Consider the following 24,426-nt stretch of genomic DNA (forward strand, 5'->3'; position numbering starts at 1 on the left):
GAGAACGGTAAGGAAATGGTTAGGGCCGGAGCCTAGCGCGCTGCCGCAGCAGGCGGAACCACCGGGCGGGAGAAATCGACGCCGGGAGCCGCCTTCGGGTCCACTCCCCTGGCGGCCGCGCCGGTTCCGCTCCATTCTTCTCCCGATCGGGCGACCCATGATGAGCGGGCGACCCCCGATGAGCCGACAACCCATGAGAAGGTTGACATGAGCCGAGACAAGACCGCCGCCCTCGCCGGCATCCGCGTCATCGACCTCACGCGGGTGCGCGCCGGCCCCTCCTGCTGCCGCATCCTCGCCGACCACGGCGCCGACGTGATCAAGGTGGAGGCGCCCGCCGGCGTCGACCCCAACGAGAGCATCAGCGGTCCGCGCGACGGCTACGACATGCAGAACCTCCACCGCTCCAAGCGCTCGCTGACGCTGAACCTCAAGGAGCCTGCCGCGCGGGAGGTGATGCGCAAGCTCGTCGCGACGGCGGACGTGGTGGTGGAGAACTACCGACCGGACGTGAAATATCGCCTCGGCGTCGACTACGAGAGCCTCGCGGCGATCAATCCGCGCGTCATCCTCGCCTCGATCTCCGGCTTCGGCCAGGACGGGCCCTATGCCAAGCGGCCGGGCTTCGACCAGATCGCCCAAGGGCTCGGCGGCCTGATGGCGGTGACGGGGCTGCCCGGTCAGGGCCCGGTGCGCGCGGGCACCGCCGTCGCCGACCTCTCCGCCGGCCTCTACGCCGCGACCGGCATACTGATGGCCCTCGTGGAGCGCCAGACGTCGGGCAAGGGGCAGTGGCTCCACACCTCGCTGCTCGAAGCGCAGATCGCCATGATGGACTTCCAGGCCGCCCGCTATCTGATGGACGGCGAGGTGCCGCAGCAGGCGGGCAACGACCATCCGGTGAGCACGCCCACCGGCGTGATGCCGACGAAGAACGGTCATCTCAATCTCGGCGTGTCCGGCGACGGGCAGTGGCGGGCGCTCTGCGAGGAGATGGGCCGGCCCGAGCTCGGCACCGACGAGCGCTTCGCCACCGGCGCGGCCCGCACGGCGAACCGGGCGCTGGTGCGCGAGGTCCTGGAGCCGCTCTTCATGGAGGACACCACCGAATCCTGGCTCGATCGGCTCGAGGCGGCGAGCGTGCCGGCCGGACCGATCTACGCCATGGACAAGGTGTTCGCCGACCCGCAGGTGCGGCACGTCGGAATGGCCGAAACGATCACCCACCCCCGCCGCGGCGACATCGATCTGGTGGCGATGCCCGTCCACCTCACGCGCACGCCCGCCCACATCTCCTCCCCCGCCCCCGACGCGGGCGAGCACACCGACGCGATCCTCGCCGAGCTGGGCTTCTCGGCCGAGGAGATCGCCCGTCTCCACGAGACGAAGGCCGTCTGAAGCGCCGCGGCCCTCCGCAACGGGGTGGCGGCCGCGGCATTGGCTCGCGGATTGCAGGCACCTCGTCGCCTTGCCCGTCCACGGGCGACTGGGTAGGCCACGGAAGGCCGATCCGCCGGCGCTTGCCTCTCCGAAGAAGGGCCCACGAGCAATGACTTCCATCCCGGGCGACCATTCGTGAACGCCAACATTCTGTCCCTGAAGGGTCGCTTGGAGGATCGCCGCTTTCTCACCGGCCACGGGCGCTACACCGCCGACCACAGCCGCCCCGGCGAGCTCGTCGGCGTGGTGGTGCGATCGCCTCACGCCCACGCGGTCATCAGCTCGATCGACACGACCGCCGCGCTCGCGATGCCCGGCGTCGTCGCCGTGTGGACGGCGTCCGATCTCGCCGCCGACGGTCTCGGCACCCTCCCCTGCAACGTCAGCGTCAACGGCGTGACCCCGCTCGTCGTGCCGCCGCACCGCGCTTTGGCGCAGGACCGGGTGCGCCATGTCGGCGAGCCGGTGGCCTTCGTCGTCGCCGAAAGCCGCGCCGCCGCCGAGGACGCCGCCGAGGCGGTGGCGGTCGACTTCGAAGCCCTCCCCGCCATCGTCTCGCCCATCGCGGCGCTCGAGGCGGGAGCGCCCGCGCTGTGGGACGAGGCGCCCGGCAACCTCGCCTTCACCTTCGAGGCCGGCGACCGTGCCGCGACCGACGCCGCCATCGCCGGCGCGGCGCATGTCGTGGCGCTGCCGCTTCACAACAACCGCGTGAGCGCCCTGCCGATGGAGCCGCGCGCCGCCATCGCCACCCTCGAGGCCGACGGCACGCTGCTCCTCGAGGTGTCGGGCCAAGGCGTCCACGGCATCCGCCGGGCGCTCGCCCGCTCGGTGCTCCACATCGAGGAGGCCGCCCTCGCCGTGTTCGCCGAAGACGTGGGTGGCGGCTTCGGCCTCAAGAATTTCGCCTTTCCCGAGCACGTGCTGGTGCTCTACTCGGCCCGCCGGCTCGCCCGCCCGGTGAAGTGGATCTCCTCCCTCTCCGAGGACCTCATGGCCGCCGTTCACGGCCGGGCGATGGACTGCCTCGCCCGCCTCGCCCTCGACGAGACGGGACGCTTCCTCGCGCTTCAGGTCGACATCGTCTCCGATCTCGGGGCCTACGCCTCCTCCTTCGGCCCGGGCGCGGCGACGGGGGCGGTGCCGAGCGCCCTCGGCGGCGTCTACGACATCCCCGCGATGTTCCTCAGGAGCCGGGGTGCCTTCACCAACACCGCCCCCGTCGACGCCTATCGCGGAGCCGGCAAGCCGGAGGCGAACTACATCATCGAGCGTCTGATCGACGCGGCGGCCCGGCGCTTCGGCTTCGATCCCGTCGCGCTGCGCCGGCGCAACGTGGTCGACGCCTTCCCCTACAGGAAGGCGCTCGGGGCGGTGGTCGACACCGGTCGCTTCAAGGAGAATATCGAGACCGCCCTCGACCTCGCCGATCACGCGGGCTTCGCCACGCGCAAGGCCGAGGCGGCCGCGGCGGGGAGGCTGCGCGGCATCGGCGTCGCCTGCTTCCTGGAGACGGCGCGGGGGGCGCCCGACGAAGAGGCCGCCATCCGCTTCGCCGCCGATGGGATGATCGAGCTCGTCACCGGTACCGAGTCCAACGGGCAGGGCCACGAGACCGCCTTCCCGATGGTCGCCGCCGAGCGCCTCGGCCTCCCCCTCGACAGCTTCCGCTACATCCAGGCCGACACGCGCAAGACCCGCGTCGGCGGCGGCCACGGCGGGGCGCGATCGATGCACATGGGCGCCGGCACACTGGCGATGGCGATCGACGAGATGCTGGAGAAGGCGGCCCCTGTCGCCGCCCAGCTCCTGCAGGCCGATCCCGACGACGTCGTCCTGCGCGACGGTCGCTTCACCGCCGGCGGCGACGCTCCCTCCATCGCGCTGCTCGACCTGCCCGCCGCGGCCCGGGAAGCCGGCCTCCTCGCCGCGGGCGGCCTCGACACGACCGTCTTCCGGCAGAACGCGCCCATCACCTTTCCGGGCGGCTGCCACGTCGCCGAAGTGGAGGTGGACGCCGAGACCGGCGTCGTCACCATCGTGCGCTACGTCGCCGTCGACGACTATGGGCGCGTGGTGAACCCGCAGCTCACCGAAGGGCAGGTCCACGGCGGGCTCGCCCAGGGCATCGGCCAGGCGCTCGGCGAGGCGATCGTCTACGAGGCGGAGTCCGGCCAGCTCCTCTCCGGCTCGCTGATGGACTATTTCGTGCCCCGTGCCGAGGATCTGCCATCCTTCGAGGTGACGCTCGACGGCAGCCCGACCAGCGCCAATCCGCTCGGAGTCAAGGGTGCCGGTCAGGCCGGCTGCATCAGCGCCCCGCCGACCATCATCAACGCCGTTCTCGACGCGCTCGCCCCGCTCGGCGTGACCGACATCGAGATGCCGGCGACGCCGGAGCGGGTCTGGCAGGCGATCCGGGCCGCCCGCGCCGGCTGATCCTTCCGCCCGCGACCCTGCCGCCGCAGGAGGCTATAGTGGGGCGGGCCCGGTGACGGCCGGCGGAAGAGCGGGGTGCGGCATGGACTACTACGACCTCGGCCGATACGGCCGCGCCATCAGCACGACGGCCCCGGCTGCGCAGACCTGGTTCGATCGCGGCCTCGTCTGGTGCTACGGCTACAATCACGGCGAGGCGATCGCCGCCTTCCGCCGCGCCGCCGAGGCCGACCCCTCCACCGCGATGCCCCACTGGGGCATCGCCTACGCCACCGGCCCCAACTACAACCTCCCTTGGGCGCTGTTCGACGACAAGAGCAAGGCCGACGCGCTCGCCGCCGCCCACGAGGCCACCCAAGCCGCCCTTGCCCGCCGCGAAGGGGCGAGCCCGGCCGAGCGCGCCCTCGTCGAGGCCCTGCCGGCCCGCTATCCCCAGCGCACCGCCATCGCCGACCAGTCGCCATGGGATCGCGCTTTCGCCGAGGCGATGCGCGCCGCCTACCGCGCGATGCCCGACGATCTCGACGTCGCCACCGTGTTCGTGGAAGCGCTGATGAACCTCACCCCGTGGCGGATGTGGGACATTCCGACCGGCACGCCGGCCGAAGGCGCCGCCACCCTCGAAGCGCGCGAGGTGCTGGAGCGGGCGATGAGCGCGACACCCGAGGGCATGGATCACCCCGGCCTTCTACACCTCTACGTGCACCTGATGGAGATGTCGCCCTTCCCGGAAAAGGCGCTGACGGCGGCCGACCGGCTGCGCGACATCGCACCCGACGCCGGCCACCTCGTCCACATGCCGACGCACATCGACGTGCTGTGCGGCCACTATCGCGACGTGCTCGCCACCAATCAGAAGGCGATCGCGGCGGACCGGATCTACATGGCGCGCAACGGGGCGGAGGATTTCTACGCCCTCTACCGCATCCACAACTACCACTTCGCCGTCTATGGGGCGATGTTCCTCGGCCAGTATCACCCCGCCATCGCCGCCGCCGACGAGCTGATCGCCGTCACCCCGGAGCGCTTCCTGCGGGTGGAATCGCCGCCGATCGCCGACTTCATGGAAAGCTATCTCGCGATCCGCCAGCACGTGCAGATCCGCTTCGGCAAGTGGCGCGAATTGATCGCCGAGCCGCTGCCCGTCGACACCGCGCTCTACGCCAACACCGTCGCGACGCTCCACTACGCGAACGGCGTCGCCCACGCCGCGCTCGGCGAGGTGAGCGCGGCGGAGCGCGAGCGCGCCCTCTTCCTCGCCGCCTGGGAGCGGGTGCCGGAAACCCGGCTCCTCCACAACAACACCTGCCGCGATCTCCTCGCCGTCGCCTCCGCCATGCTCGACGGGGAGATCGCCTACCGCAGGGGCGACCACGACGAGGCGTTCAGCCATCTCGGCCACGCCGTCGCGCTCGAGGACGGCCTGCCCTACGACGAGCCGTGGGGCTGGATGCAGCCCACCCGCCACGCGCTCGGCGCCCTGCTCTTCGAGGCCGGCCGGGTGGAGGCGGCAGAGACGGTCTACCGCGAGGATCTCGGCCTCTCCGGCCGCCTCCCCCGCGCCTCGATCCACCCCGACAATGTGTGGAGCCTGCGCGGCCTCGCCGACTGCCTCGCGAGGAAGCCCGAGACCACCGAGACGCGGCTCATCAAGCAGCGCCTCGCCATCGCCGCCGCACGGGCGGACGTGCCGGTGCGCGCCTCCTGCTTCTGCGCCCGCAGCGCGGCCTGACGCACCGTCCCGCCGTTCGACGCGGCCCTTGCCATTCACCCCGGCGGCGGCCAAGACGGAACCATGCTCGCCCGCCCCGACCGCTCCCCGCCCGCCGCTGCGGCCTTCCGCGACCCGACACCCGGCGGTCGATGACGGAGCGGATCGCCCTCCCCCTCGCCCGCCGGATCGCGCTCGCGGCGCAAGGCTTCGGCGAAGCCCACCCCGGCGTGGTCAATCAGGGCCACCTGCGGCGCACGGTGGAGCGGCTCGGGCTCCACCAGATCGACAGCGTCAACGCCCTGACGCGGGCGCACTATCTTCCCGCCTTCTCCCGCCTCGGCGTCTACGATACCGCCCTCCTCGACCAGAGCGCCTGGGGCCGGCGCAGCGCGCGGCGCCTCTTCGAATATTGGGCGCACGAAGCCTCGCTGCTGCCGCTCTCGCTCCACCCGCTGCTGCGCTGGCGGATGGCGCGCGCCGAGCGTGGCGAGGCCGGCTACCAGCGCATGCGCCAGTTCGCCCGCGACCGGCGCGCGGAGGCCGACGCCATCCTCGCCCGCATCGCCGCCGAGGGTCCGCTCGCGGCATCCGACTTCGAGACGAGCCGCACCGGCTGGTGGGAGTGGAGCGAGGCGAAGAGCGCGCTGGAGTTCCTGTTCTATGCCGGCCTCATCACCACCGCCACGCGGCGCAGGAGCTTCGAGCGGGTCTACGACCTCACCGAGCGGGTGATCCCCGCCGCCGTGCGCGACCTCTCGACGCCGGACGAAGCCGACGCCATCCGCGGCCTGATGGAGCACGCCGCACGTGCCCTCGGCATCGCGACGGCGCCGGATCTGCGCGACTATTTCCGTCTTTCTTCCGCCGACGCGGCACCGGCCCTCGAGAGCCTCGTGGAGGACGGCACACTCTGCCTCGTCGACGTGCCGGGCTGGCCGCCGGCCTACCTCCACCACGCCGCCCGCCGACCGCGCCGCATTCGCGGGCGCGCCCTCCTCGCCCCGTTCGACCCGCTGATCTGGGAGCGCGGCCGCTGCGAGCGCCTCTTCGGCTTTCGCTACCGCATCGAGATCTACACCCCCGCCGAGAAGCGCCAGCACGGCTACTACGTGCTCCCCTTCCTGCTCGACGACCGCCTCGTCGCGCGGGTCGACCTCAAGGCCGACCGTCAGCGCTCCACCTTGCGCGTCCACGCGGTGCACCACGAGGCCGACGCGCCACCCGATACCGGCGAGGCGCTCGCGGGCGAGCTCGACCGCCTCGCCACGTGGCTCGGCCTCGAAGACATCGCCGCCCCGGCCGAGGGATAACCGGGGCGGCGTCGGACCGCGCCGCGACGCCTCAGGGACGCCAGCGGAGCAGCCATCCTTCCGCGAGCTTGAGGCCCGCATTGATGAGGGAGCCGACGATCGCGAGCACCAGCAGCCCGGTGAACACCGAGGTGGTGTCGAAGAGGGCCGAGGCCTGCGCGATGACAAAGCCGATGCCCCGGTTCGCCGACATGAACTCGCCGATCACCGTGCCGACCAGCGCGTAGGGCACCGACACCTTGAGGCCGGTGATCACCCACGCCGTCGCCGACGGGATGATCACCGTGCGCATCACGTTCCACGAGTTGGCGCCCATGATCTGCGTCGCGTGGATGTAGATGGGGTTCACCTCGCGCACACCGGAGAAGGTGTTCAGGAAGACGAGGAAGAACACCACCGCCGCCGACACCGCCACCTTCGAGGCGAGGCCGATACCGAACCACATGATGAAGAGCGGCGCGAGCGCGATCTTCGGCAGGCTATAGATGGCGGTGATGTAGGGATCGAACACGTCGGCCACGAACTTGTAGCGGCCGAACAGGATGCCGAGGACGAAGCCGATGCCGGCGCCGATCGCAAAGCCGAGGCCGGTGGCGAACAGCGTCATCGACAGGTTGTACCAGAGGTAGCCGGAAATCGTCCAATCCCACAGCTTGGCGAACACCGCGATGGGGGAGGAGACGAAGAAGGGGTCGATCAGGTGGCCGGAAGAATATTGCCAGAAGGCGAGAAAGCTGAGGCCGAAGGCGATCTGACAGCCGGCGACGAGCCACTTGCGCCGCGTCTCGCGCGCCTGAAAGCGGGCGACGGCGGTGGACTTCTTGGGCTCCTGCGCAACGGCGGCGCTGTTGTCGATGGCGTCCATCAGCCCTTCCTCACAGGTCTTCACCGCGTTCGATCTCCGGCGCCAGCTCCTGCCAGAGGCTTTCGTAGGCGCGCTCGAACTCGGGCAGGAAACGCACCTTGAACACGTCGCGCGGATAGGGAATCGCGATCTCCTCCACGTGCTTGATCCGCCCCGGCCGGCCCGAGAACACGATCACCCGCGAGGCGACCGCGATCGCTTCGGAAAGGTCGTGGGTCACGAAGACGATGGTCTTCTTCTCACTCTGCCAGATCTTCAGAAGCTCGGCCTGCATGACGAGCTTCAGCTGGGCGTCGAGCGCGCCGAAGGGCTCGTCCATCAAGAGCGTCTTGGGCTCGTAGACGAGCATCTGGGCGAGCGCCACGCGCTTGCGCATGCCGCCCGACAGCTCCTTGGGGAAGGCGTGGGCGAAGTGTTCCAGGCTCACGAGCTCGAGCATGCGCTTCACCCGCGCCACCCGCTCCGCCCGGGGCACGCCGCGATATTCGAGCGGCAGCGCCACATTGTCCTCCACGGTGCGCCACGGCAGCACGCTGTCCGTCTGCGTCAGGTAGCCGACGCGCCGGTTGATGCCGCGGATCGCCTGCCCCTCCTGCACGATGGTGCCGGAGGAGATCTCGATCACGCCGGAGATCATGTTGAGGAGGGTCGACTTACCGCAGCCAGAGGGGCCGACGAAGGCGACGAACTCGCCTTCGTCGATGGTGAGGTCGACCTTCTGGAGGGCGACGGTCTCGCCTTTGCGCCCGACGTAGCGCTTTTCGACCCCCCGAATGTCGATGACGGCGTCCATCAGAGGCTGCTCACGGCCTCTTGCGAGATGGTCGGATCGACGAACGTCTGATAGTTCAGGCTGTCGGGCACCGGCTCCGCGCCCATCGTCTTGTTGACGATGTCGATGAACTCGACGTTCTTCTTGAAGAGCTCCTCGGACGGCACCGGAGTCGTGGCGTAGATCTTCGAATTGTTGGCGAAGGCCGCGTCGAACAGCGACGGCTCCATGCCCCCGAACCACTCGGTCGCCCAGGTCTTGAAGGCGTCGGGGTCCTCGTTGATGGAGGTGAGCGCCAGCGCGATGCCCTTGCAGTAGGCGACGAGCGCATCGCGCTTCTTGGCGATGGTCTCTTCGCCGGTGGTGGCGCCGATATACTGGTATTCGGCAAGGAACGGCGGCGGGTTGGTCGCCATGTTGAAGAGATAGCCGCAGCCCTGGCGTTGCACCGCCATGTCGGACGTCGGCGAGGACAGACAGAAGCCCTGGATCGCGTCCTGACCGAGGGCCGCGAGCATGCCCTGACCACCGCCGGAAATGGAGACGAGCTGCATGTCACGCTCCGGGTTCAGCCCGTTGCTGACGGCAAGATAGCGGAACAGTGCGTCCGGTGCAGCACCCGGTCCGGTGGTGCCGAGCTTCTTGCCCTTCATCAGCATCACCTTGTCTTCCACCGGCGAGGCTTCGGTGAGGCCGGCCGCGTCGAGAAGGTCCTGCTTGATGACGATGTGGCTCGCGTAGCGGTTCACCGTGGCGATGAACGACTTGATCTTGAGGCCGCGCGAGCGGGCACGCATCGCCTCGCCGGGGCTGCCCAGCACGATGTCGACGCCGCCGCCCTGGAGCGCCGCCACGTTGGTGCCGCGGTTGGAGGCGTTGGAGTTCACCTTCACCCCGGCCTTATCGAAGAAGCCGCCGGCGTTGGCATAGTCTTCCGCCGCCCACAGCCACGACTTCGACGTCGAGCGCAGCGTGGTGAGCTCGAGCGACGACTGGGCGATGGCGGCCACGGGGCGAAGGCCGCCGACGGCGGCGGTCACGGCGGCCGCACCGGTGACCTTCAGCACCGTGCGTCGGGTGGGGGTCCGTTTCGGCTCGTCCATGTGATCCTCCGAGGTGATGTTGAGACGATGAAGGCCGGCAGTGGCGACGCTCAGTCAGAAGCGCTCGCGCCACGGTAGCGACCGGCGGACCCTAGCCCGGCGCCGAGCTGCCGCCGGGCGCGCGCTGCGGCGCCCGATCGAACATCCCGCCATGCCGTCCGCGCTGGGGAGAGGGTCGCTGAATGAGTGGTCGTCATGGCGCGCTGCACAAAAGGTCGGCTCGTCCGTTTTTTGTACATTCATCATATCTATATGACAATATATGATTTAGCGAACCGGCCACTCCGGCGCACATTTGTCGCGAATCGGTCATCTTGAGGACGACGCGGCCTGGAGTGATGCGCGTTGGTGGCCATATCGCCTCCGGAGGGCGGCAAGCGCAGCCCATGTCCTGGTTGAGGAGCACGAGACGGAATGAAGCCCCAGCCTCTCGGCGACGCGCAGCCCACTCCGCTGCACCACCAGGTCTACGTGGTGGTGCGCCAACAGATCCTAGAAGGAGCGTTCCCGCTCGATCGTCCGATGCCGCCCGAGCACGAGCTCGCCCGCCAGTTCAACGTCTCACGCATCACGATCCGCCGTGCCTTCGACCGGCTGGAGGCGGAGGAGCTCGTCAGCCGCCACCAGGGCCGCGGCACCTTCGCCCGCAAGGCGGCTGCGAACCAGCCGCTCCGCTCGCAGATCAAGGGCATCTTCGAGAACATGATGGAGATGGGGCTGAAGACGAGCGTCCGCCTCGTCGAGTTCGCCTACATCAAAGCCTCGCCCGCGGTCGCCGAAGAGCTGCAGGTCGCCGTCGGCGACGTGGTGCAGAAGGCGGTGCGCGTGCGCTCCCACCAGGGCACCCCGGTCTCCGTCCTCACCACCTACGTGCCCGAGGGGATCGGCCGCACCTTCGACGCCGACGCGCTCTCCGTGACGCCCCTCGTCAGCCTCTTCGAGGTCGCCGGCCACGTCGTCAGCAGCGCCGATCAGACCATCTCGGCCAAGCTCGCCGACACCCTCGTCGCCCCCCTCCTCGAGATCGAGGCAGGCTCCGCCCTCCTCTGGGTCCGACGCAACGTGTTCGATCAGAACGAGCGCCCAATCGAGCACCTCCACGCCCTCTACCGGCCCGACATCTACGAGTATCAGGTGAAGATGGCTCGCGTCGCCGGGGAATCGAAGCGCCTCTGGGCGCCGAGCCCGATCGACCAAGGATAGGCCCCGCCCGGACCCTCAACGCTTTTGTTCGGCGCCGCGTCACATTAGGCTCACGCGAGCGTCGGCATATTGCCGCCACGCGCCCGACAGAGCACCACGAGGAGAGCCATGCGCACCGTCAATCTCATCATCGCGATCGTCCTGATCGTTCTGCTCGCCCTCTTTGCGGTGCAGAATCTTCAGTCGGTCACCGTGTCGTTCCTGAGCTTCTCCCTCACCGCCCCGTTCGCCCTCGTCGCGATCGGCATCTACGTTCTGGGCATGCTCACCGGGAGCACGCTGTTCGGCGCGCTCCGCCGCTCCTTCCGCGACCGCCAGGGCTCGTGAAGAACCAGGGTGAGCCCCGTCAGACGGCGCTCACCCGCCCCCGCTCGATGACGAAGGTGCGATCCACCAGCGCGGTGGAGTAGACCGCGTCGGACTCCGATATCATCACCGCATGGTCCCCCTCGCTGCGCAGCGTGGAGAGGATCTCCACGAGGCGCTGCACCAGCGCCGGCGCCACCCCTTCGAACGGCTCGTCGAGGATCATCAGCCGCGTTCCGGCCACGAAGGCGCGAGCGAGCGCCACGAGCTTCTGCTGGCCGCCGCTCAGCTGCATCGCCCGCCGGTCCGACACCTTGGCGACCTCGGGGATCAGCTCGTAGATGCGCCTGACGCGAGCCTCGGCGTCGTCGGTGTTGGCGGCCCACGCCGGCAGGCGGACATTGTCGTCGACGCTCCAGTCCGGCACCAAACGCCGATCCTCCGGCATGTAGCCCACCCCCTGGCGAGCGTGGATGTGGGGCGCGGCGCGGGTCGTATCCTCGCCGGCGATGCGGATGGTGCCCGCGTCCGAGCCGATGAGGTTCATCACCGCCCGCATCAGCGTGGTCTTACCCGCCCCGTTGCGGCCGACGAGACCGACGAAGGCGTTGGGCTCCACCTGCAGCGACACGTCGCGCAGGATCTCGGCGCCGGCGATCGAGACCGACAGATTCTCGACCCTGAGCATCAGGCGTCTCCTTCGGGCAGCGGCTCGCCGACGATGACGTCGGCCACCGTCGCGTGGGCGAACACCTCCTCGGGCGGCCCGTCGGCGATGACGCTGCCGTCGGTCAGCGCCACCACGCGGCTCGCGTAGCGACGCACGATGTCCATGTCGTGCTCGATGAACACCACCGTGGTGCCGGTCGCCGCGAAGCGATCGGCGAGGCGCTGCATCACGTCGCTCTTTTCTTCGCTCGACACGCCGCTCGTCGGCTCGTCGAGGAGCACGAGGTCGGGCTCGGCCGAGGTCGCCATGGCGATGTCGAGGAGCTTGCGCACCCCCTGCGGCAGCTCGCTGACGAGGCTGTCGGCGCAGTCGGCGATGCCGTAGTGGTCGAGCGCGTCGCGGGCGGCGGTGGCGAGATCGGCGTCGTCGAAGCGGGAGAGGATCGACTTGCGCGGCGCCGCGACGAGGCTCAGCGCCAGCATCATGTTCTCGAGCGCCGACAGCGTCGGGAAGAGCTGCGGCACCTGGAACGAGCGGGCGATCCCCTTGCGGGCGAGGGTGCGCGAGGGCACGCCCGTCACGTCTTCGCCGCGGAAGAACACCTTACCCTTCGTCGGCTTCAGGTGACCGGAGACGATGTTGAGGAGCGTCGTCTTCCCCGCCCCGTTGGAGCCGATGACGCCGACCACCTCCCCCTCCGACACGGCGAGATCGATGGCGTTGGCGGCGGCGAACCCACCGAAACTCTTGGCGACGCCGCGGCACTCGAGCACCGGGGCGGCCGGGCGGGAGCGGGTCATGTCCGATCCTCCTCGATGGGGGCGGCGGTGGCGCGGCGCGGACGCAGGGCCCGGCCGGCGAGCGCGAAGAGGTGGCCGAGCCCCTTGGGCAGGAAGAGGATGATGGCGAGCATCACCGCCCCCAGCACGAGCTGCCACTCGTCGGGAAAGAAGGCGGCGGCGTAGGTGCGCAGCGTCTCCAGGAACACCGAGCCGAAGAGCGGCGCGAGCACGTTCGCCTGCCCCGCGATGAGGACGATGAAGACGAACTCGCCCGAGGTGGTCCAGTAGGCAAGGCTCGGGTCGGCATAGCGGGCCGAGGCCGCGGCCAATGCGCCGCCGGCGCTGCCGAGCACCGCCGCCACGATGGTGTTGATGTGCACGGCATGGCGCACCGACCAGCCGAGATATTCGACGCGGGTTTCGTTGTCCTCGATCGCCGTCAGGAGCTTGCCGAAGCGCGAGCGCAGGTAGAGGTGCGTCGCGATGCCGAACACCGCCCACACCCAGACGCAGAAGACGAACAGCGAGGTCTGCGCCCAGGCCCGCGACGGGGTGAAGCCGAGATAGGAGAGGCGCGGCACGTTGAGCCCGTCGCTGCGGCCAAAGAGGTCCATCTTCACCGCCATGCCGTAGACCACCATGGAGATCGCGAGGGTGAGCATGGCGAAGAAGATGCCGCGATAGCGGGCGATGAAGAAGCCGACGAGCCCGGCGACGAGGATCGACGCCGCCGCCCCGGCGAGAATGCCGAGGAAGGCGTCGCTGATCCCGAGATGGGCATGCACGAGGGCCACCCCGTAGGCGCCGATGAAGTAGTAGAGCCCCTGGCCGAAGGAGAGGAGGCCGGAGCGCAGGAGGATCATGCAGCCGAGCGCGGGCAGCGAGGCCGCGATGGCGATCTGCAGCAGATAGACCACCCAGCCCGGCATGTGGGGCTGGGCGAAGGAGAGTGCCGCCGCCCCGAGGACAACGACGAGGATGGTGGGGTCGAGATGTCTCATATCTTGCGCGCCACCGGTCGAGCAAAGAGGCCATAGGGACGGATGGCGAGAACCACCGCCATCACCGCGTAGACGGCGAACACCGCAAGGTCCGGGAAGAGGTGGGTGGCGAAGGCACGGGCGAGCCCCACGACCAGCGCGCCGACGACGGCCCCGCCGATGCTGCCGAGCCCGCCGATCACCACCACCGCGAAGGCGAGCACGATCACCTCGACGCCGATGCCGGGCGACACGGCGATCTTGGGAGCGGTCACCGCACCGGCGAGCGCGCCGAGCATCGAGCCGACCACGAAGGTCCCGGTCATGATGGCGCTGACGTTGACGCCCATCGCCGCGCTCATCTCGCGGTCGTGCACCACTGCCGTCACGCAACGGCCGGTGCGCGTGCGGTTGAGCACGAACCAGGTGCCGAGCGCCACGAGCACGGCGATCACCACCGTCGCGACGTCGTAGACCGGGTAGGACAGCGAGCCGATCGCCACGGTGCCGAAGGCGTTGCGCGGCTGGAAGGCGTAGAGCGAGGCGCCACCCCAGACGAGCTTGGTGACGTCCTCTAGGATGAGGAAGAGGGCGTAGGTCGCGAACAGCACCAGCACCTCGGGGTGATCGTAGAGCCGCACGAGAACGGTGCGCTCCACGAGAAAGCCGATGAGGCCGCCCACCACCACGGCGCCGGCGAAGGCGAGGAGGAGCTGCGGTCCCGCTCCGAGCCCGTAGGACGCGGCGGCGCCGATGGCATAGGCCGCCACGTAGGCGCCGATGGCGTAGAAGCCGCCGTGGGCGATGTTGACGAGCCGCAGCACGCCGAACACGAGAGTGAGGCCGATCCCGACCAGGAACAGCCAACCGGCATAGGAGATGCCGTCGACCAGGATGATGAGTGCGAGGTTCATTCTGCTTCTGTCGATTGCGGGGAGCACCGGCAAAGGGCGACCGCCGCCACGCCGGAGGGGCGCGACGGCGGAAGCAAGGAGGCGAAGACGCGCCTCCGTCGTCCGATCAGCAGCTCGCGCCTTCGAAGCCGGACTCGATCCAGTCGAGCGCCTTCACACCCTCGGGCGGGTTCACGCACTTGGCGTCGTAGGTCTTGACGTCCTCGATGACCGGAGCGTTGGCCTCGTCGTCCCAGCCCGTGTAGGTGCCGTAGACGGTGTCGGAGATGCCCTGGTGGCCGTGGTGGAGCGCCATCGAGATCGGGTAGCCGTTCACCGTCTCGTAGGTCAGGCCCTCGAGGGCGGCGATGATCGCATCGGTCTCGGGCAGCGCGCCGGTGCCGTCCGCCGCCTTCTCGGCCGCCGCCTTGATGGCGAGGATACCCTGCGCGGCGACGTAGGCGCCGAGCGGCGGATAGCGGTCGTAGGTCTCCTGGTAGGCGTCGGCGAACCAGGACGACAGCGCGGTCTCCTTGGCGAGGTAGGAGTTGGGACCACGGGCGCCGACGATGGTGCCCTCGATCACGTTGTTACCAAGACCGTCGATGACGCCGGTGCCGAGGGTGAAGGCGAAGCGGGTGCTGTCGCCGAGGCCACGGGCCGCCGATTGGAGCATCAGCGCGTCGGCGTCGCCGCCCCAGAAGGACACGAAGGTGATGTCGGCCGGGTCGCTCGCGAGGGCGCTGATCTCGCTGCCATAGTCGCCGGCGCCGAGGCTCGGGAACAGCGCGTTCTTGAAGGTGGCGCCGGTGTCGAGCGCGTCCATCGCGGCGGTGAACTCGGCCCAGTTGTCCTGGCCCCAGGAATAGTCCTGGTTCACGCCCGAGACGGTCTTCGTATCCGGATAGACGTCGGCGATGTAGCGGGCGAGCGCCACCTGATCCATCGTGCCCATCGGCGCGGAGCGGAAGGTGTAGTGCGGGTCGGGCTCGACCTCTTCGAAGAGGCCCGGATTGCCGCAGTGGAAGAAGTTCGTCAGCGTCTCGAGCTCTTCCACGATCGGGGCGATCGCGTTGCAGTTGCTCGAGGAGGTGTAGCCGAGCACCATGTCGACACCCTCGCGCTCCACGAGGCGGCGATATTCGGCGATCTGCTTGCGCACGCCACCCGCCTCGTCGATGTAGATCGGCTCGATCTCGACGCCGTTGATGCCGACGGTGTCGTAGGGCGCCGGCACCTCGCCGGCATTGAGCGCATCGACCATCAGCGCGGCCGCGTCGCGGGCGTGGCTGCCGTAGGCGGCGCCGGCGCCGGACAGGAAGTAGACGAAGCCGATCTTCACGCTGTCCGCGGCCATGGCGGGCGCGGCAAGAAGCGGCGCCGCGGCAACGCAGGCGGCGCACAGGCCCGCCAGAGGCCGGCGGTGAGTGGCAGTGGTCATAGACAATGTCTCCGATATGGATCGGGGTTGAGGTCGACGGCCGGGAGGCTGCGCGCGCGAACGCGCCTATGGAGCCGGCCGTGGCTTCAGTGGGCAGGGAAACTCAGCGATGGACGGCACGCCGATCGGGCGGCCGAGGGCGACGTATGCCGACCCCGTCACCGTCGGACGACGCATGGCCGGCCGACGGGCGCGGACGGCGTACCCGCCGCGCGCGAGCCCGCTGGGGAACGGCACGATCGGCGAGAGGCAGGCAAACCGGGGCGAGGCCCCAGCACCCTCTCGACGACGCTCGGATGTGGTCCGAGCAGGAATTCCCGTGCCCTACGTTCATCAGCCCCCAGCTTGATCGGCCACAGCGAATCCCGCGCGACGTGCGCAAGGGCCGCGGACGAGATCGCCGCGACCGGCATTCGCTCGGCCCGAAGGGTCAGCGTGGACCCCTTGTCGTGGCGCGGGTCGTCGACCCGCTGCGTCGTGGCGCGAGCCGCCGCCCGCTGCCGCATCAGGAACGCGGCCCACACACGGCACCCTGGCGGGTGCTCTTGTATTGACATAGCGGTAAATTCACCCGGGGTAAACCCGGCTACCGCACCCGCCCGCGGGCGTCGCCCGCAACCTCTTGAAAAACTGACTGCTTCCGCCGCTCTCATCCGCCGCGGTCGAGCCTCGACCGCCACGCTGCGGCGGGGTCCATCCTCGCCCGAGGCACCGCGCCGCGCCCCGGCCCGCCGTCGACGCAGGCAAATGCCACGCTCGATCGGCATCGACGGAACGGGATCGAGGCTGGCATGTTTGGACTAACACTCCTCCGGAGCCTCGCCGTCACTGATGATCCCCGCTGACATCCAACCCTTCGTCGGTCTCGCCATCCTGGTGCTGGCGTTCGTCGCCTTCGCGCTGGAGGTGCTGCCGCCGTCGGCCGTCGCGATCATCGCGGCGAGCCTCTTCGTCGGCCTCGGCATTCTCACGATCGACGACGTCGCGAGCGTGCTCGCCTCGCCCGCCCTCATCACCATCGCGGCGATGTTCGTGGTCTCCGGCGCCCTCGTGCGCACCGGCACGCTCGAGGCCGTCGCCGGGTGGATCACGCGGCGCGCCGAGACGAGCCCCGGCCTCGCCGTCGGCGCGATCCTCGCCGGCGCCCTCCTCGCCTCCGCCTTCGTCAACAACATGCCGGTGGTGCTCGTCCTCATCCCGGTGGTGATCCGCCTCGCGAACACCATCGGGACTGCCTCGACGAAGCTCCTCATCCCCCTCTCCTACGCCGCGGTGCTCGGCGGCACCTGCACCCTCATCGGCACTTCCACCAACCTCGTGGTGGCGGGCATCAGCGACGGCGAGGGCCTCGCCCCCTTCTCGATCTTCGAGATCACGCCGATCGGCCTCGTCGGCAGCCTCGCGGGGGGCCTTACCCTTCTCCTCCTCGGCCCGCTGGTGCTGCCTGACCGGCGCGAGGCGGGCGAGGAGATCGGCGACGACGCCACGAGCCGCTTCCTCACCGAGATCACCGTGACGTCCGCCTTCGGCGCCGTCGGCACGCCGATCGGTGACCTCGCCCTCCTGCGGCCCGACGGGATCTCGCTGCGCGCGCTCATCCGCAAGCGGAAGCTGATCCGCGAGGACCTCTCCAACCTCGCCCTCGAGGCCGGCGATCGCCTCGTCGTGTCGGCGACGCGTGAGGAGATCCTGTCGCTCGCCGGCGAGGACGGTCTGCACGTCGGGTGGGAGCGGAGCACCCCCAACGGCGATGCGATCGTCGCCGAAGCCTTCATCGCGCCGCGTCGCAGGGTGGGCCGGCGGCGGCTCGGCGAGGTCGCGCTGCTGAAGGCCGGCGACGTGGCCCTCCTCGGCGTCCACCGCGACGGCCATCTCGCCGGCGAGAGCCTCGACGAGGTGATCATGCGCCCGGCCGACCGGCTGATGGTGCGCGGCAGCCCCGAGGGCGTCGCCCGCTTCGCACGGATGCCGGAGTTCGTGAGCCTCACCGTGACCGAGACGCGGCCCTTCCGCCGGCGCCGCGCGCCGGTCGCCATCGCCGCCGCGGTCGCGGTGGTGGTGCTGGCGGCGCTCGGCGTCGCGCCCATCGGAGCGCTCGCCCTCATCGCGGTGGCGGGGCTCCTCCTGCTGCGCTGCATCGATGCGGACGAGGCGTGGGGGGCGATCGACGGCGGCCTGCTGATGCTCGTGTTCGCGATGCTCGCCATCGGGCTCGGCCTCTCCAAGGCCGGCACCATCGGCGTCCTCGTCGATCTCGTGTCGCCGGCCTTCGCCTCGGCGCCGCCCCTCCTCTTCATCATCGGCCTCTATCTCCTCACCTCCACTCTTACCGAGCTCGTCACCAACAACGCCGTGGCGGTGATCCTGACGCCCATCGCCATCCGCCTCGCCGAGGCGGCCGGCCACGAGCCGCGCGCCGCCGTGCTCGCGGTGATGATGGCGGCCTCGGCGAGCTTCGCGACCCCCGTCGGCTACCAGACCAACACCCTCGTCTACGGCGCCGGCAACTACCGCTTCTCCGACTTCCTGAAGATCGGCGTCCCGATGAACCTCACCGTGGGTCTGGCAAGCTGCATCGCCATCTGGTGGCTCTGGCTGCACTAGGCTCGAATTTTTCAGTCATTCGATTGAATGAAGCAAAAATGCAGCCTATCTTCCCGCCATGCAGATCGAGCCCGCCGAACCGAGCCGTGCCGACGCGACGCGTGAGAAGCTTCTCGCCGCGGCCGTGGAGGTGTTTGGTCTCGAAGGATTCGACGGCGCCACCACGCGGCGGATCGCCGATGCGGCGTCGGTGAACCTGCAGGCGATCTCGTATTATTTCGGCAGCAAGGAGGGCCTCTTCCTCGCCGCCGCCGACCACGTCGTTGCATCGATCCTCGCCGAGGTGAGCGAGGAGCGCGACGCCGTGCGCAGCCGCCTCGCCGCGCTCGACGCCGCCGGCGAGCCGCTGAGCGAGGCGGAAGCGCGTGCCCTCCTGACGCAGCTTCTCACCGTCTTCGCCCACCTCTTCCTGTCGCCGCGGTCGGAGCCGTGGGCGCGCTTCGTCATGCGCGAGCAGATGCAGCCCGGCGACGCCTTCGTGCGCATCTACCAGGGCATCATGGCACCGACCCTCGCGGTGGCGCACCGCCTCCTCGGTGCGATCCTCGGCGAGCCGCCGAAGTCGACGACGGTGCGGCTGCGCGCCATGTCGCTGCTCGGCAGCGTCCTCGTGTTCCGCGTCGCCCATTCCACCGTGCTTGCCGAAATGGGGTGGGACGGCATCGACGACGCCGCGATCGCCACCGTCACCGAACTCGCCGAGACGCTGGTCGCCGAAATCTCTCCCGCCACCCGGAGGAGCTCCACATGAAGCGCGTGCTACCCGTCGTCGCGATCCTCGCCATCGTCGCCGTCGTCCTCTGGCACAGCGGGCTTCCCGAGCGGCTCGGCCTCAGGGCGAGCGAGAACGGCACCCTCGTCCTCTACGGCAACGTCGACATCCGTACCGCCACCCTCGGCTTCCGCGTTTCGGGCCGCATCGCCCGCCTCGCCGTGGACGAGGGCGACGTCGTGAAGCAAGGCGACCTCCTCGCCGAGCTCGAGCCCACCCCCTTCAACGAGGCCGTCAATCTGGCGAAGGCCACCGTGGCGGCACGCCAGGCGGCGCTCGACAAGCTGATCGCCGGCCCCCGTGCCGCCGAGATCGCCTCCGCCCGCGCCGTCGTCGCCGAGCGCCAGGCCGACGCCGAGCTCGCCGCCACCAGCCTCAAGCGCGCCCAGCAACTGCGCCCGCGCGACACCGTTTCCCAGGCGACGCTCGACGAGGCGAAGGCGGCCTCCGACGCCGCCAACGCCCGCGCCGACGCGGCCCAGAGCGATCTCGACCTCCTCCTCGAAGGCAACCGCAAGGAGGACATCGACGCCGGACGCGCCGATCTCAACGCCGCCAAAGCCTCGCTCGCCTCGGCCGAGACCGACCTCGCCGACACCCGCCTCCTCGCCCCCGAGGGCGGCGTCATCAACTCGCGCGTGGAGGAGATCGGCGCCGTCGTGTCGGCGACCGAGGCGGTGCTCGTCCTCTCCCTCACCGATCCGGTCTATGTGCGCGCCTACGTCTCCGAGCCCGAGCTCGGCCGCGTGCAGCCGGGCCTTGCCGTCACCATCACCACCGACGGCGGGGCGAGCTACGAGGGCTCGATCGGCTACGTCTCACCCGTCGCGGAGTTCACCCCGAAGCAGGTGGAGACGCCGGACCTGCGCACCGACCTCGTCTACCGCTTTCGCGTGGTGGTGAAGTCGCCCGGGCCGGATCTGCGCCAGGGAATGCCGGTGACCGTGCGCATCCACGAGGATGCGGCGTCGTGAGCGAGCCCGCCGACCTCGTCGTGCTCGAGGGGGTCACCAAGGTCTTCGGCGACGCGCCGCCGGCGTTGAAGGACGTGTCGGGCACGGTGCGGGGCGGCGAGATCACCGGTCTCGTGGGTCCGGACGGGGCCGGCAAGACCACCCTCATCCGCCTGATGACGGGGCTGATGGAGCCGACCGGCGGCACGCTCACCGTGCTCGGCCACGACACGCGCACCGATGCGGCGGCGATCCAGTCGGCCATCGGCTACATGCCCCAGCGCTTCGGCCTCTACGAGGACCTGACGGTCGGCGAGAACATGACGCTCTACGCCGATCTGCGCGGCCTGCCCCAGGCGGAGCGGGAGGCGGTGTTCGACGAGCTTCTGACCTTCACCGACCTGAAGCGCTTCACCGCGCGCCGGGCCGGCCATCTCTCCGGCGGCATGAAGCAGAAACTGGGCCTCGCCTGCGCTCTCCTCAGGAAGCCGCGCCTCCTCCTCCTCGACGAGCCGGGCGTCGGCGTCGACCCCATCTCCCGGCGCGATCTCTGGGCGATGGTGGAGGATCTCACGCGCGAGGGAATCGGCGTCCTGTGGGCGACGGCCTATCTGGAAGAGGCCGAGGCCTGCGACCGCGTGCTTCTCCTCAACGAGGGGGAGGCACTGTTCGCCGGTCCGCCCGCGGAGATGACCGGCCGCGTCCAAGGCCGGGTCTACCGCGTCGAGGGAATCGGGGCGCGGCGCACCGCCCTCGCCCATCTCGTCGACGAGGCGGGGGTGCGCGACGGCGTCATCCAGGGCGAGGCGATCCGCCTTCTCCTCGCCGAGGGGGCCGAGCGCCCGCCGCTTCCCGACGGCGCCCGGATCGAAGCAACCCGCCCCCGCTTCGAGGACGCCTTCGTCGACCGTCTCGGCGGCGGGCCCGGCGGCCACTCGGCCATCGCCGCGGCGCAAGACGCTTTCCCGGACGACGACGCCGCGATGATCGAGGCGGACGGCCTCACCAAGCGCTTCGGCGACTTCACCGCCGCCGCCGACATCAGCTTCAAGGTGCCGCGCGGCGAGATCTTCGGGCTTCTCGGGCCGAACGGTGCCGGCAAGTCCACCACCTTCAAGATGCTGTGCGGCCTCCTGCGCCCGACGTCCGGCACGGGACGGGTCGCCGGCATCGATCTGTCGCGCCAAGCCGCACAGGCGCGCGGCCGGCTCGGCTACATGGCGCAGAAATTCTCGCTCTACGGCGACCTCTCGATCCAGCAGAATCTCGACTTCTTCGCCGGCGTCTACGGTCTCTCCGGTCGCCGCAAGCGCACCCGCACGGGGCTGATGCGCGAGATCTTCGACTTCGACCGTCACGCCGGCCAACCGGCGAAGGAGCTGCCGCTCGGCCTCAAGCAGCGCCTCGCCCTCGCCGCCGCGCTGATGCACGAGCCGGAGGTGCTGTTTCTCGACGAGCCGACCTCCGGCGTCGATCCCATCACGCGGCGCGAATTCTGGATGCACATCAACGCGCTTGTCGAGAAGGGGGTGACCGTGCTCGTCACCACCCACTTCATGGACGAGGCCGAATATTGCGACCGCATCTCGCTGATCTATCGCGGCCGCTCCATCGCCCTCGGCTCGCCGGACGAGCTGAAGCGCCGCGTCGCCTCGCCCGATCAGCCCGACCCCACCATGGAGGACGCCTTCGTGGCGCTGGTGAAGGAAGCCGACGCCGAGCGTGAGGAGGAGGCCGCGTGAACGCCTCGCGCCGCTTCGTCGCGCTGGTGCGCAAGGAGGGGACGCAGGCGCTGCGCGACCCGAGCACCCTCCTCATTGCCGGCGTGCTGCCCTTCATCCTCCTGTTCCTGTTCGGCTACGGCGTCTCGCTCGATTCCACCCACACCCGCCTCGCCGTGGTGGTGGAGGCCCCCTCCCCCCTCACCGACGATCTCCTCGCAAGCTTCACCGCCTCCTCCTATTTCGACGTCACCACCGGCCGCGACCGGCGCGCCTACGAAGGCGAGCTCGTCGCCGGCCGAGTGCGCGGCATCGTGGTGGTGCCGCAAACCTTCACCGCCGACGTCGCCGCCGGCCGCGGCGGCACCGTGCAGATGATCGTCGACGGGACCGACCCCAACACGGCGAGCCTCGTCCAGGCCTACACCGAAGGTGCCATCGCCAACTGGCAGGGGATGCGCGCCACCGAGCGCGGCAGCGACGCGACCCAGCCGATCAACCTCGTGCCGCGCTACTGGTACAATGCCGAGCTGACCAGCCGGAACTTCCTGGTGCCCGGCTCGATCGCCATCGTCATGACGCTCGTCGGCACTCTCCTCACCTCGCTGGTCCTCGCCCGCGAGTGGGAGCGGGGCACCATGGAGGCGATCATGGCGACCCCCGTCACCGCCTTCGAGATGCTCGCCGGCAAGGTGCTGCCCTATTTCGTGCTCGGCCTCGTCGCGATGACGGTGTGCGTGGTGCTCGCCGTCGGCCTCTTCGGCGTGCCCTTCCGCGGCTCGGTGGTCGCCCTCTACGCCTTGTCGGCGGCCTTCCTGCTCCCCGCCCTCGGCCAGGGGCTGCTCATCTCGGCGGTCACCAAGAACCAGTTCCTCGCTTCGCAGCTCGCGCTGCTGTCGGCCTTTCTGCCCGCCTTCCTGCTCTCCGGCTTCATCTTCGAGATCCAGTCGATGCCGCAGCCGATCCGCTGGCTCACCTACCTGGTGCCCGCCCGCTACCTCATCCCGAGCCTGCAGACGGTCTTCCTCGCCGGCGACATCTGGCCGATGTTCGGGCGCGCCATCGCCATGCTGTTGCTCTTCGGCGCCCTGTTTCTGGGGCTCGCCGCCCGTGCCACCAAAAAGCGCATCGACTGATGAGCCTCACCCGTCTCCTCGCCCTCATCCTCAAGGAGCTTCTGGCGGTGATGCGCGACCCCAAGGGCCGCATCGTGCTGATCGCACCGCCGGTCATGCAGCTTCTCATCTTTTCCACCGCCGCCACCCTCGAGGTGCGCAACGTCGACGTGATGGTGCTCGACCAGGACCACGGCCACTGGAGCGAGGAGCTGACCGCGCGCATCGCCGGCGCGCCGACGGTGAAGCGGGTGCTGCCCGCCGACAGCCCCGACATGCTGCGGCGTGCGATCGAGGAGCGGAGCGTCATCGCCGGCGTGTGGATCGGCTCCGACTTCACCCGCCGCGTGACCGCCGGGCGGCCGGCGACGGTCCAGGTGATCCTCGACGGCCGCCGCTCCAACGCGTCGCAGATCCTCGCGTCCTATCTCGGCGAGATCGCGACGCGCCTCTCCCTGGAGACGCCCCTCGGGACGCAGATCACCGGCCAACTCATCACCGTCGAGCCGCGCAACTGGTTCAACGCCAACCTCGCCGACAAGTGGTTCATGGTGCCCAACCTCATCGCCAGCATCGCGCTGCTCGTCGGGCTCATCGTCACCGCCCTCTCGATCGCCCGCGAGCGCGAGCTCGGCACCTTCGATCAGCTCATGGTGTCGCCGCTCAGGGTGCACGAGATCCTGATCGGCAAGGTCGTGCCGCCGATGATCATCGGCCTCGGCCACATCACCCTCTTCATCCTCGCCGCGCTCCTCATCTTCCACGTGCCTCTGCGCGGCTCGCTGGGGCTGCTCTACGGCAGCGCGGTGTTCTATCTCGCGGCCGTCGTCGGCATCGGCCTCTTCATCTCCGCGCTGTCGATGACGCAGCAGCAGGCCATTCTCGGCGCCTTCCTGTTTCTGGTGCCGGCGATGCTCTTGTCGGGCTTTGCCACCCCGGTCGAGAACATCCCGAGCTGGCTGCAGCCCCTCTGCGACATCAACCCGCTGCGCTACTTCCTCGTCGTGGTGCGCGGCGTCTTCCTGAAAGACATCGGCGTCGACGAAGTGATCCGACAGACGATCCCCATCGCGCTGATCGCCGCCGTGGCTTTGACGGCCGCCGCCTGGCTCTTTCGCCGCCGCATGGAGTGACGGTCCCACCACCCCGCTGAAACGGATCGCCATCGCGAAGACGTAGGTCTTTCCGGTCGGCAATGGCGAAATTGCCAAATCTTTCGAATGTCATTTGATCGCGCTGGACAAAGTGGCCATGGTCCCGCGACAGGGCCATTCGGACGATTCGCGCCGGCGGCGCATCCAGACACAGAAGGGGGAAATGGGTTTTGACCGTGCTCAGACTGA

General features: G+C 69.6%; 20 protein-coding genes. 12 read left to right on the forward strand and 8 right to left on the reverse strand.

The genetic code is table 11. The annotated features are described in order from the left end of the window. Positions 1 to 207 precede the first annotated feature (207 nt). The 4 genes from JCR33_RS04050 (at position 208) to JCR33_RS04065 (ending at position 6,903) form a co-directional block, all read left to right on the forward strand. On the forward strand, positions 208 to 1,398 hold the full coding sequence (locus JCR33_RS04050; RefSeq protein ID WP_198880753.1) for a CaiB/BaiF CoA transferase family protein: 1,191 nt from the start codon (positions 208 to 210) through the stop codon (positions 1,396 to 1,398). Between the two features lie 177 nt (positions 1,399 to 1,575). Further along, positions 1,576 to 3,879 (forward strand): xanthine dehydrogenase family protein molybdopterin-binding subunit, encoded by a 2,304-nt coding sequence (locus JCR33_RS04055; RefSeq protein WP_198880754.1) that lies wholly within the window; start codon positions 1,576 to 1,578, stop codon positions 3,877 to 3,879. Positions 3,880 to 3,961: 82 nt separating this feature from the next. Next, complete coding sequence (locus JCR33_RS04060) at positions 3,962 to 5,611, forward strand: hypothetical protein (protein WP_198880755.1); 1,650 nt, start codon at positions 3,962 to 3,964, stop codon at positions 5,609 to 5,611. A 131-nt stretch (positions 5,612 to 5,742) separates the two neighbouring features. Beyond that, positions 5,743 to 6,903, forward strand: coding sequence for a winged helix-turn-helix domain-containing protein (locus JCR33_RS04065; protein ID WP_198880756.1), 1,161 nt, complete (start codon positions 5,743 to 5,745; stop codon positions 6,901 to 6,903). Positions 6,904 to 6,934: 31 nt separating this feature from the next. Here the strand turns inward: JCR33_RS04065 and JCR33_RS04070 are convergent, their stop codons facing one another. From JCR33_RS04070 to JCR33_RS04080, 3 genes are read right to left on the reverse strand one after another with little or no spacing between them, the layout of a single operon-like run. Continuing rightward, positions 6,935 to 7,768 (reverse strand): ABC transporter permease, encoded by an 834-nt coding sequence (locus JCR33_RS04070; RefSeq protein ID WP_198880757.1) that lies wholly within the window; start codon positions 7,766 to 7,768, stop codon positions 6,935 to 6,937. Between the two features lie 10 nt (positions 7,769 to 7,778). Further along, entirely contained in the window at positions 7,779 to 8,561 is a 783-nt protein-coding gene (locus JCR33_RS04075; RefSeq protein ID WP_198880758.1) for an ABC transporter ATP-binding protein, read from the reverse strand. Next, entirely contained in the window at positions 8,561 to 9,643 is a 1,083-nt protein-coding gene (locus JCR33_RS04080) for an ABC transporter substrate-binding protein (RefSeq protein WP_198880759.1), read from the reverse strand. Before JCR33_RS04080 ends, JCR33_RS04075 begins: the two co-directional genes overlap by 1 nt. 414 nt (positions 9,644 to 10,057) lie before the next feature. Between JCR33_RS04080 and JCR33_RS04085 the strand changes: the two genes are divergently transcribed. Next, positions 10,058 to 10,846, forward strand: a complete 789-nt coding sequence (locus tag JCR33_RS04085) for a GntR family transcriptional regulator (protein WP_198880760.1) — start codon at positions 10,058 to 10,060, stop codon at positions 10,844 to 10,846. Between the two features lie 108 nt (positions 10,847 to 10,954). After that, positions 10,955 to 11,173 (forward strand): LapA family protein, encoded by a 219-nt coding sequence (locus tag JCR33_RS04090; RefSeq protein WP_198880761.1) that lies wholly within the window; start codon positions 10,955 to 10,957, stop codon positions 11,171 to 11,173. A 19-nt stretch (positions 11,174 to 11,192) separates the two neighbouring features. Here the strand turns inward: JCR33_RS04090 and JCR33_RS04095 are convergent, their stop codons facing one another. The 5 genes from JCR33_RS04095 to JCR33_RS04115 all read right to left on the reverse strand — a co-directional run bounded on the left by JCR33_RS04095 (position 11,193) and on the right by JCR33_RS04115 (position 15,918). Then, the gene (locus JCR33_RS04095; RefSeq protein ID WP_198880762.1) at positions 11,193 to 11,840 is read right to left on the reverse strand and encodes an ABC transporter ATP-binding protein; all 648 of its coding nucleotides are present in this window, start codon (positions 11,838 to 11,840) and stop codon (positions 11,193 to 11,195) included. Next, on the reverse strand, positions 11,840 to 12,622 hold the full coding sequence (locus JCR33_RS04100; RefSeq protein ID WP_198880763.1) for an ABC transporter ATP-binding protein: 783 nt from the start codon (positions 12,620 to 12,622) through the stop codon (positions 11,840 to 11,842). The genes JCR33_RS04095 and JCR33_RS04100 overlap by 1 nt, the downstream gene beginning before the upstream one ends. Next, positions 12,619 to 13,605 (reverse strand): branched-chain amino acid ABC transporter permease, encoded by a 987-nt coding sequence (locus JCR33_RS04105; RefSeq protein ID WP_198880764.1) that lies wholly within the window; start codon positions 13,603 to 13,605, stop codon positions 12,619 to 12,621. The genes JCR33_RS04100 and JCR33_RS04105 overlap by 4 nt, the downstream gene beginning before the upstream one ends. Continuing rightward, positions 13,602 to 14,498, reverse strand: coding sequence for a branched-chain amino acid ABC transporter permease (locus JCR33_RS04110; RefSeq protein WP_198880765.1), 897 nt, complete (start codon positions 14,496 to 14,498; stop codon positions 13,602 to 13,604). Before JCR33_RS04110 ends, JCR33_RS04105 begins: the two co-directional genes overlap by 4 nt. A 106-nt stretch (positions 14,499 to 14,604) precedes the next feature. Next, entirely contained in the window at positions 14,605 to 15,918 is a 1,314-nt protein-coding gene (locus JCR33_RS04115) for an ABC transporter substrate-binding protein (protein WP_198880766.1), read from the reverse strand. 831 nt (positions 15,919 to 16,749) lie between these two features. On the opposite strand from JCR33_RS04115, the gene JCR33_RS04120 reads away from it, so the two are divergent. The 6 genes from JCR33_RS04120 to JCR33_RS04145 are packed head-to-tail and all read left to right on the forward strand — an operon-like array spanning position 16,750 to position 24,216. Then, the gene (locus JCR33_RS04120; RefSeq protein WP_198880767.1) at positions 16,750 to 18,522 is read left to right on the forward strand and encodes an SLC13 family permease; all 1,773 of its coding nucleotides are present in this window, start codon (positions 16,750 to 16,752) and stop codon (positions 18,520 to 18,522) included. A 58-nt stretch (positions 18,523 to 18,580) separates the two neighbouring features. Then, complete coding sequence (locus tag JCR33_RS04125) at positions 18,581 to 19,273, forward strand: CerR family C-terminal domain-containing protein (RefSeq protein ID WP_198880768.1); 693 nt, start codon at positions 18,581 to 18,583, stop codon at positions 19,271 to 19,273. Continuing rightward, positions 19,270 to 20,268 carry a secretion protein HlyD gene (gene hlyD / locus JCR33_RS04130; protein WP_198880769.1) on the forward strand — a complete coding sequence of 333 codons (999 nt, stop codon included), beginning with the start codon at positions 19,270 to 19,272 and terminating at the stop codon, positions 20,266 to 20,268. Before JCR33_RS04125 ends, hlyD begins: the two co-directional genes overlap by 4 nt. Continuing rightward, a complete protein-coding gene (locus JCR33_RS04135) occupies positions 20,265 to 21,989 on the forward strand; it encodes an ATP-binding cassette domain-containing protein (RefSeq protein ID WP_198880770.1) in 1,725 nt (574 codons plus the stop codon). The genes hlyD and JCR33_RS04135 overlap by 4 nt, the downstream gene beginning before the upstream one ends. Beyond that, complete coding sequence (locus tag JCR33_RS04140) at positions 21,986 to 23,104, forward strand: ABC transporter permease (RefSeq protein WP_198880771.1); 1,119 nt, start codon at positions 21,986 to 21,988, stop codon at positions 23,102 to 23,104. Before JCR33_RS04135 ends, JCR33_RS04140 begins: the two co-directional genes overlap by 4 nt. Next, positions 23,104 to 24,216, forward strand: coding sequence for an ABC transporter permease (locus JCR33_RS04145; RefSeq protein ID WP_198880772.1), 1,113 nt, complete (start codon positions 23,104 to 23,106; stop codon positions 24,214 to 24,216). The genes JCR33_RS04140 and JCR33_RS04145 overlap by 1 nt, the downstream gene beginning before the upstream one ends. The last annotated feature ends 210 nt before the right edge of the window (positions 24,217 to 24,426 follow it).

It is taken from the genome of Acuticoccus mangrovi (genome assembly GCF_016411865.1).
Taxonomy (GTDB): Bacteria; Pseudomonadota; Alphaproteobacteria; order Rhizobiales; family Amorphaceae; genus Acuticoccus; species Acuticoccus mangrovi.

Excerpts from the sequence above, each read along its gene's own strand:
- JCR33_RS04050 (WP_198880753.1), top strand. The coding sequence starts at position 208 with ATGAGCCGAGACAAGACCGCCGCCCTCGCCGGCATCCGCGTCATCGAC.
- JCR33_RS04145 (WP_198880772.1), top strand. The coding sequence starts at position 23,104 with ATGAGCCTCACCCGTCTCCTCGCCCTCATCCTCAAGGAGCTTCTGGCG.
- JCR33_RS04065 (WP_198880756.1), top strand. The coding sequence starts at position 5,743 with ATGACGGAGCGGATCGCCCTCCCCCTCGCCCGCCGGATCGCGCTCGCG.
- JCR33_RS04090 (WP_198880761.1), top strand. The coding sequence starts at position 10,955 with ATGCGCACCGTCAATCTCATCATCGCGATCGTCCTGATCGTTCTGCTC.
- JCR33_RS04110 (WP_198880765.1), bottom strand. The coding sequence starts at position 14,498 with ATGAACCTCGCACTCATCATCCTGGTCGACGGCATCTCCTATGCCGGT.
- JCR33_RS04100 (WP_198880763.1), bottom strand. The coding sequence starts at position 12,622 with ATGACCCGCTCCCGCCCGGCCGCCCCGGTGCTCGAGTGCCGCGGCGTC.
- JCR33_RS04080 (WP_198880759.1), bottom strand. The coding sequence starts at position 9,643 with ATGGACGAGCCGAAACGGACCCCCACCCGACGCACGGTGCTGAAGGTC.
- JCR33_RS04125 (WP_198880768.1), top strand. The coding sequence starts at position 18,581 with ATGCAGATCGAGCCCGCCGAACCGAGCCGTGCCGACGCGACGCGTGAG.
- JCR33_RS04070 (WP_198880757.1), bottom strand. The coding sequence starts at position 7,768 with ATGGACGCCATCGACAACAGCGCCGCCGTTGCGCAGGAGCCCAAGAAG.
- JCR33_RS04115 (WP_198880766.1), bottom strand. The coding sequence starts at position 15,918 with ATGACCACTGCCACTCACCGCCGGCCTCTGGCGGGCCTGTGCGCCGCC.
- hlyD (WP_198880769.1), top strand. The coding sequence starts at position 19,270 with ATGAAGCGCGTGCTACCCGTCGTCGCGATCCTCGCCATCGTCGCCGTC.
- JCR33_RS04060 (WP_198880755.1), top strand. The coding sequence starts at position 3,962 with ATGGACTACTACGACCTCGGCCGATACGGCCGCGCCATCAGCACGACG.
- JCR33_RS04085 (WP_198880760.1), top strand. The coding sequence starts at position 10,058 with ATGAAGCCCCAGCCTCTCGGCGACGCGCAGCCCACTCCGCTGCACCAC.
- JCR33_RS04095 (WP_198880762.1), bottom strand. The coding sequence starts at position 11,840 with ATGCTCAGGGTCGAGAATCTGTCGGTCTCGATCGCCGGCGCCGAGATC.
- JCR33_RS04075 (WP_198880758.1), bottom strand. The coding sequence starts at position 8,561 with ATGGACGCCGTCATCGACATTCGGGGGGTCGAAAAGCGCTACGTCGGG.
- JCR33_RS04105 (WP_198880764.1), bottom strand. The coding sequence starts at position 13,605 with ATGAGACATCTCGACCCCACCATCCTCGTCGTTGTCCTCGGGGCGGCG.
- JCR33_RS04120 (WP_198880767.1), top strand. The coding sequence starts at position 16,750 with ATGATCCCCGCTGACATCCAACCCTTCGTCGGTCTCGCCATCCTGGTG.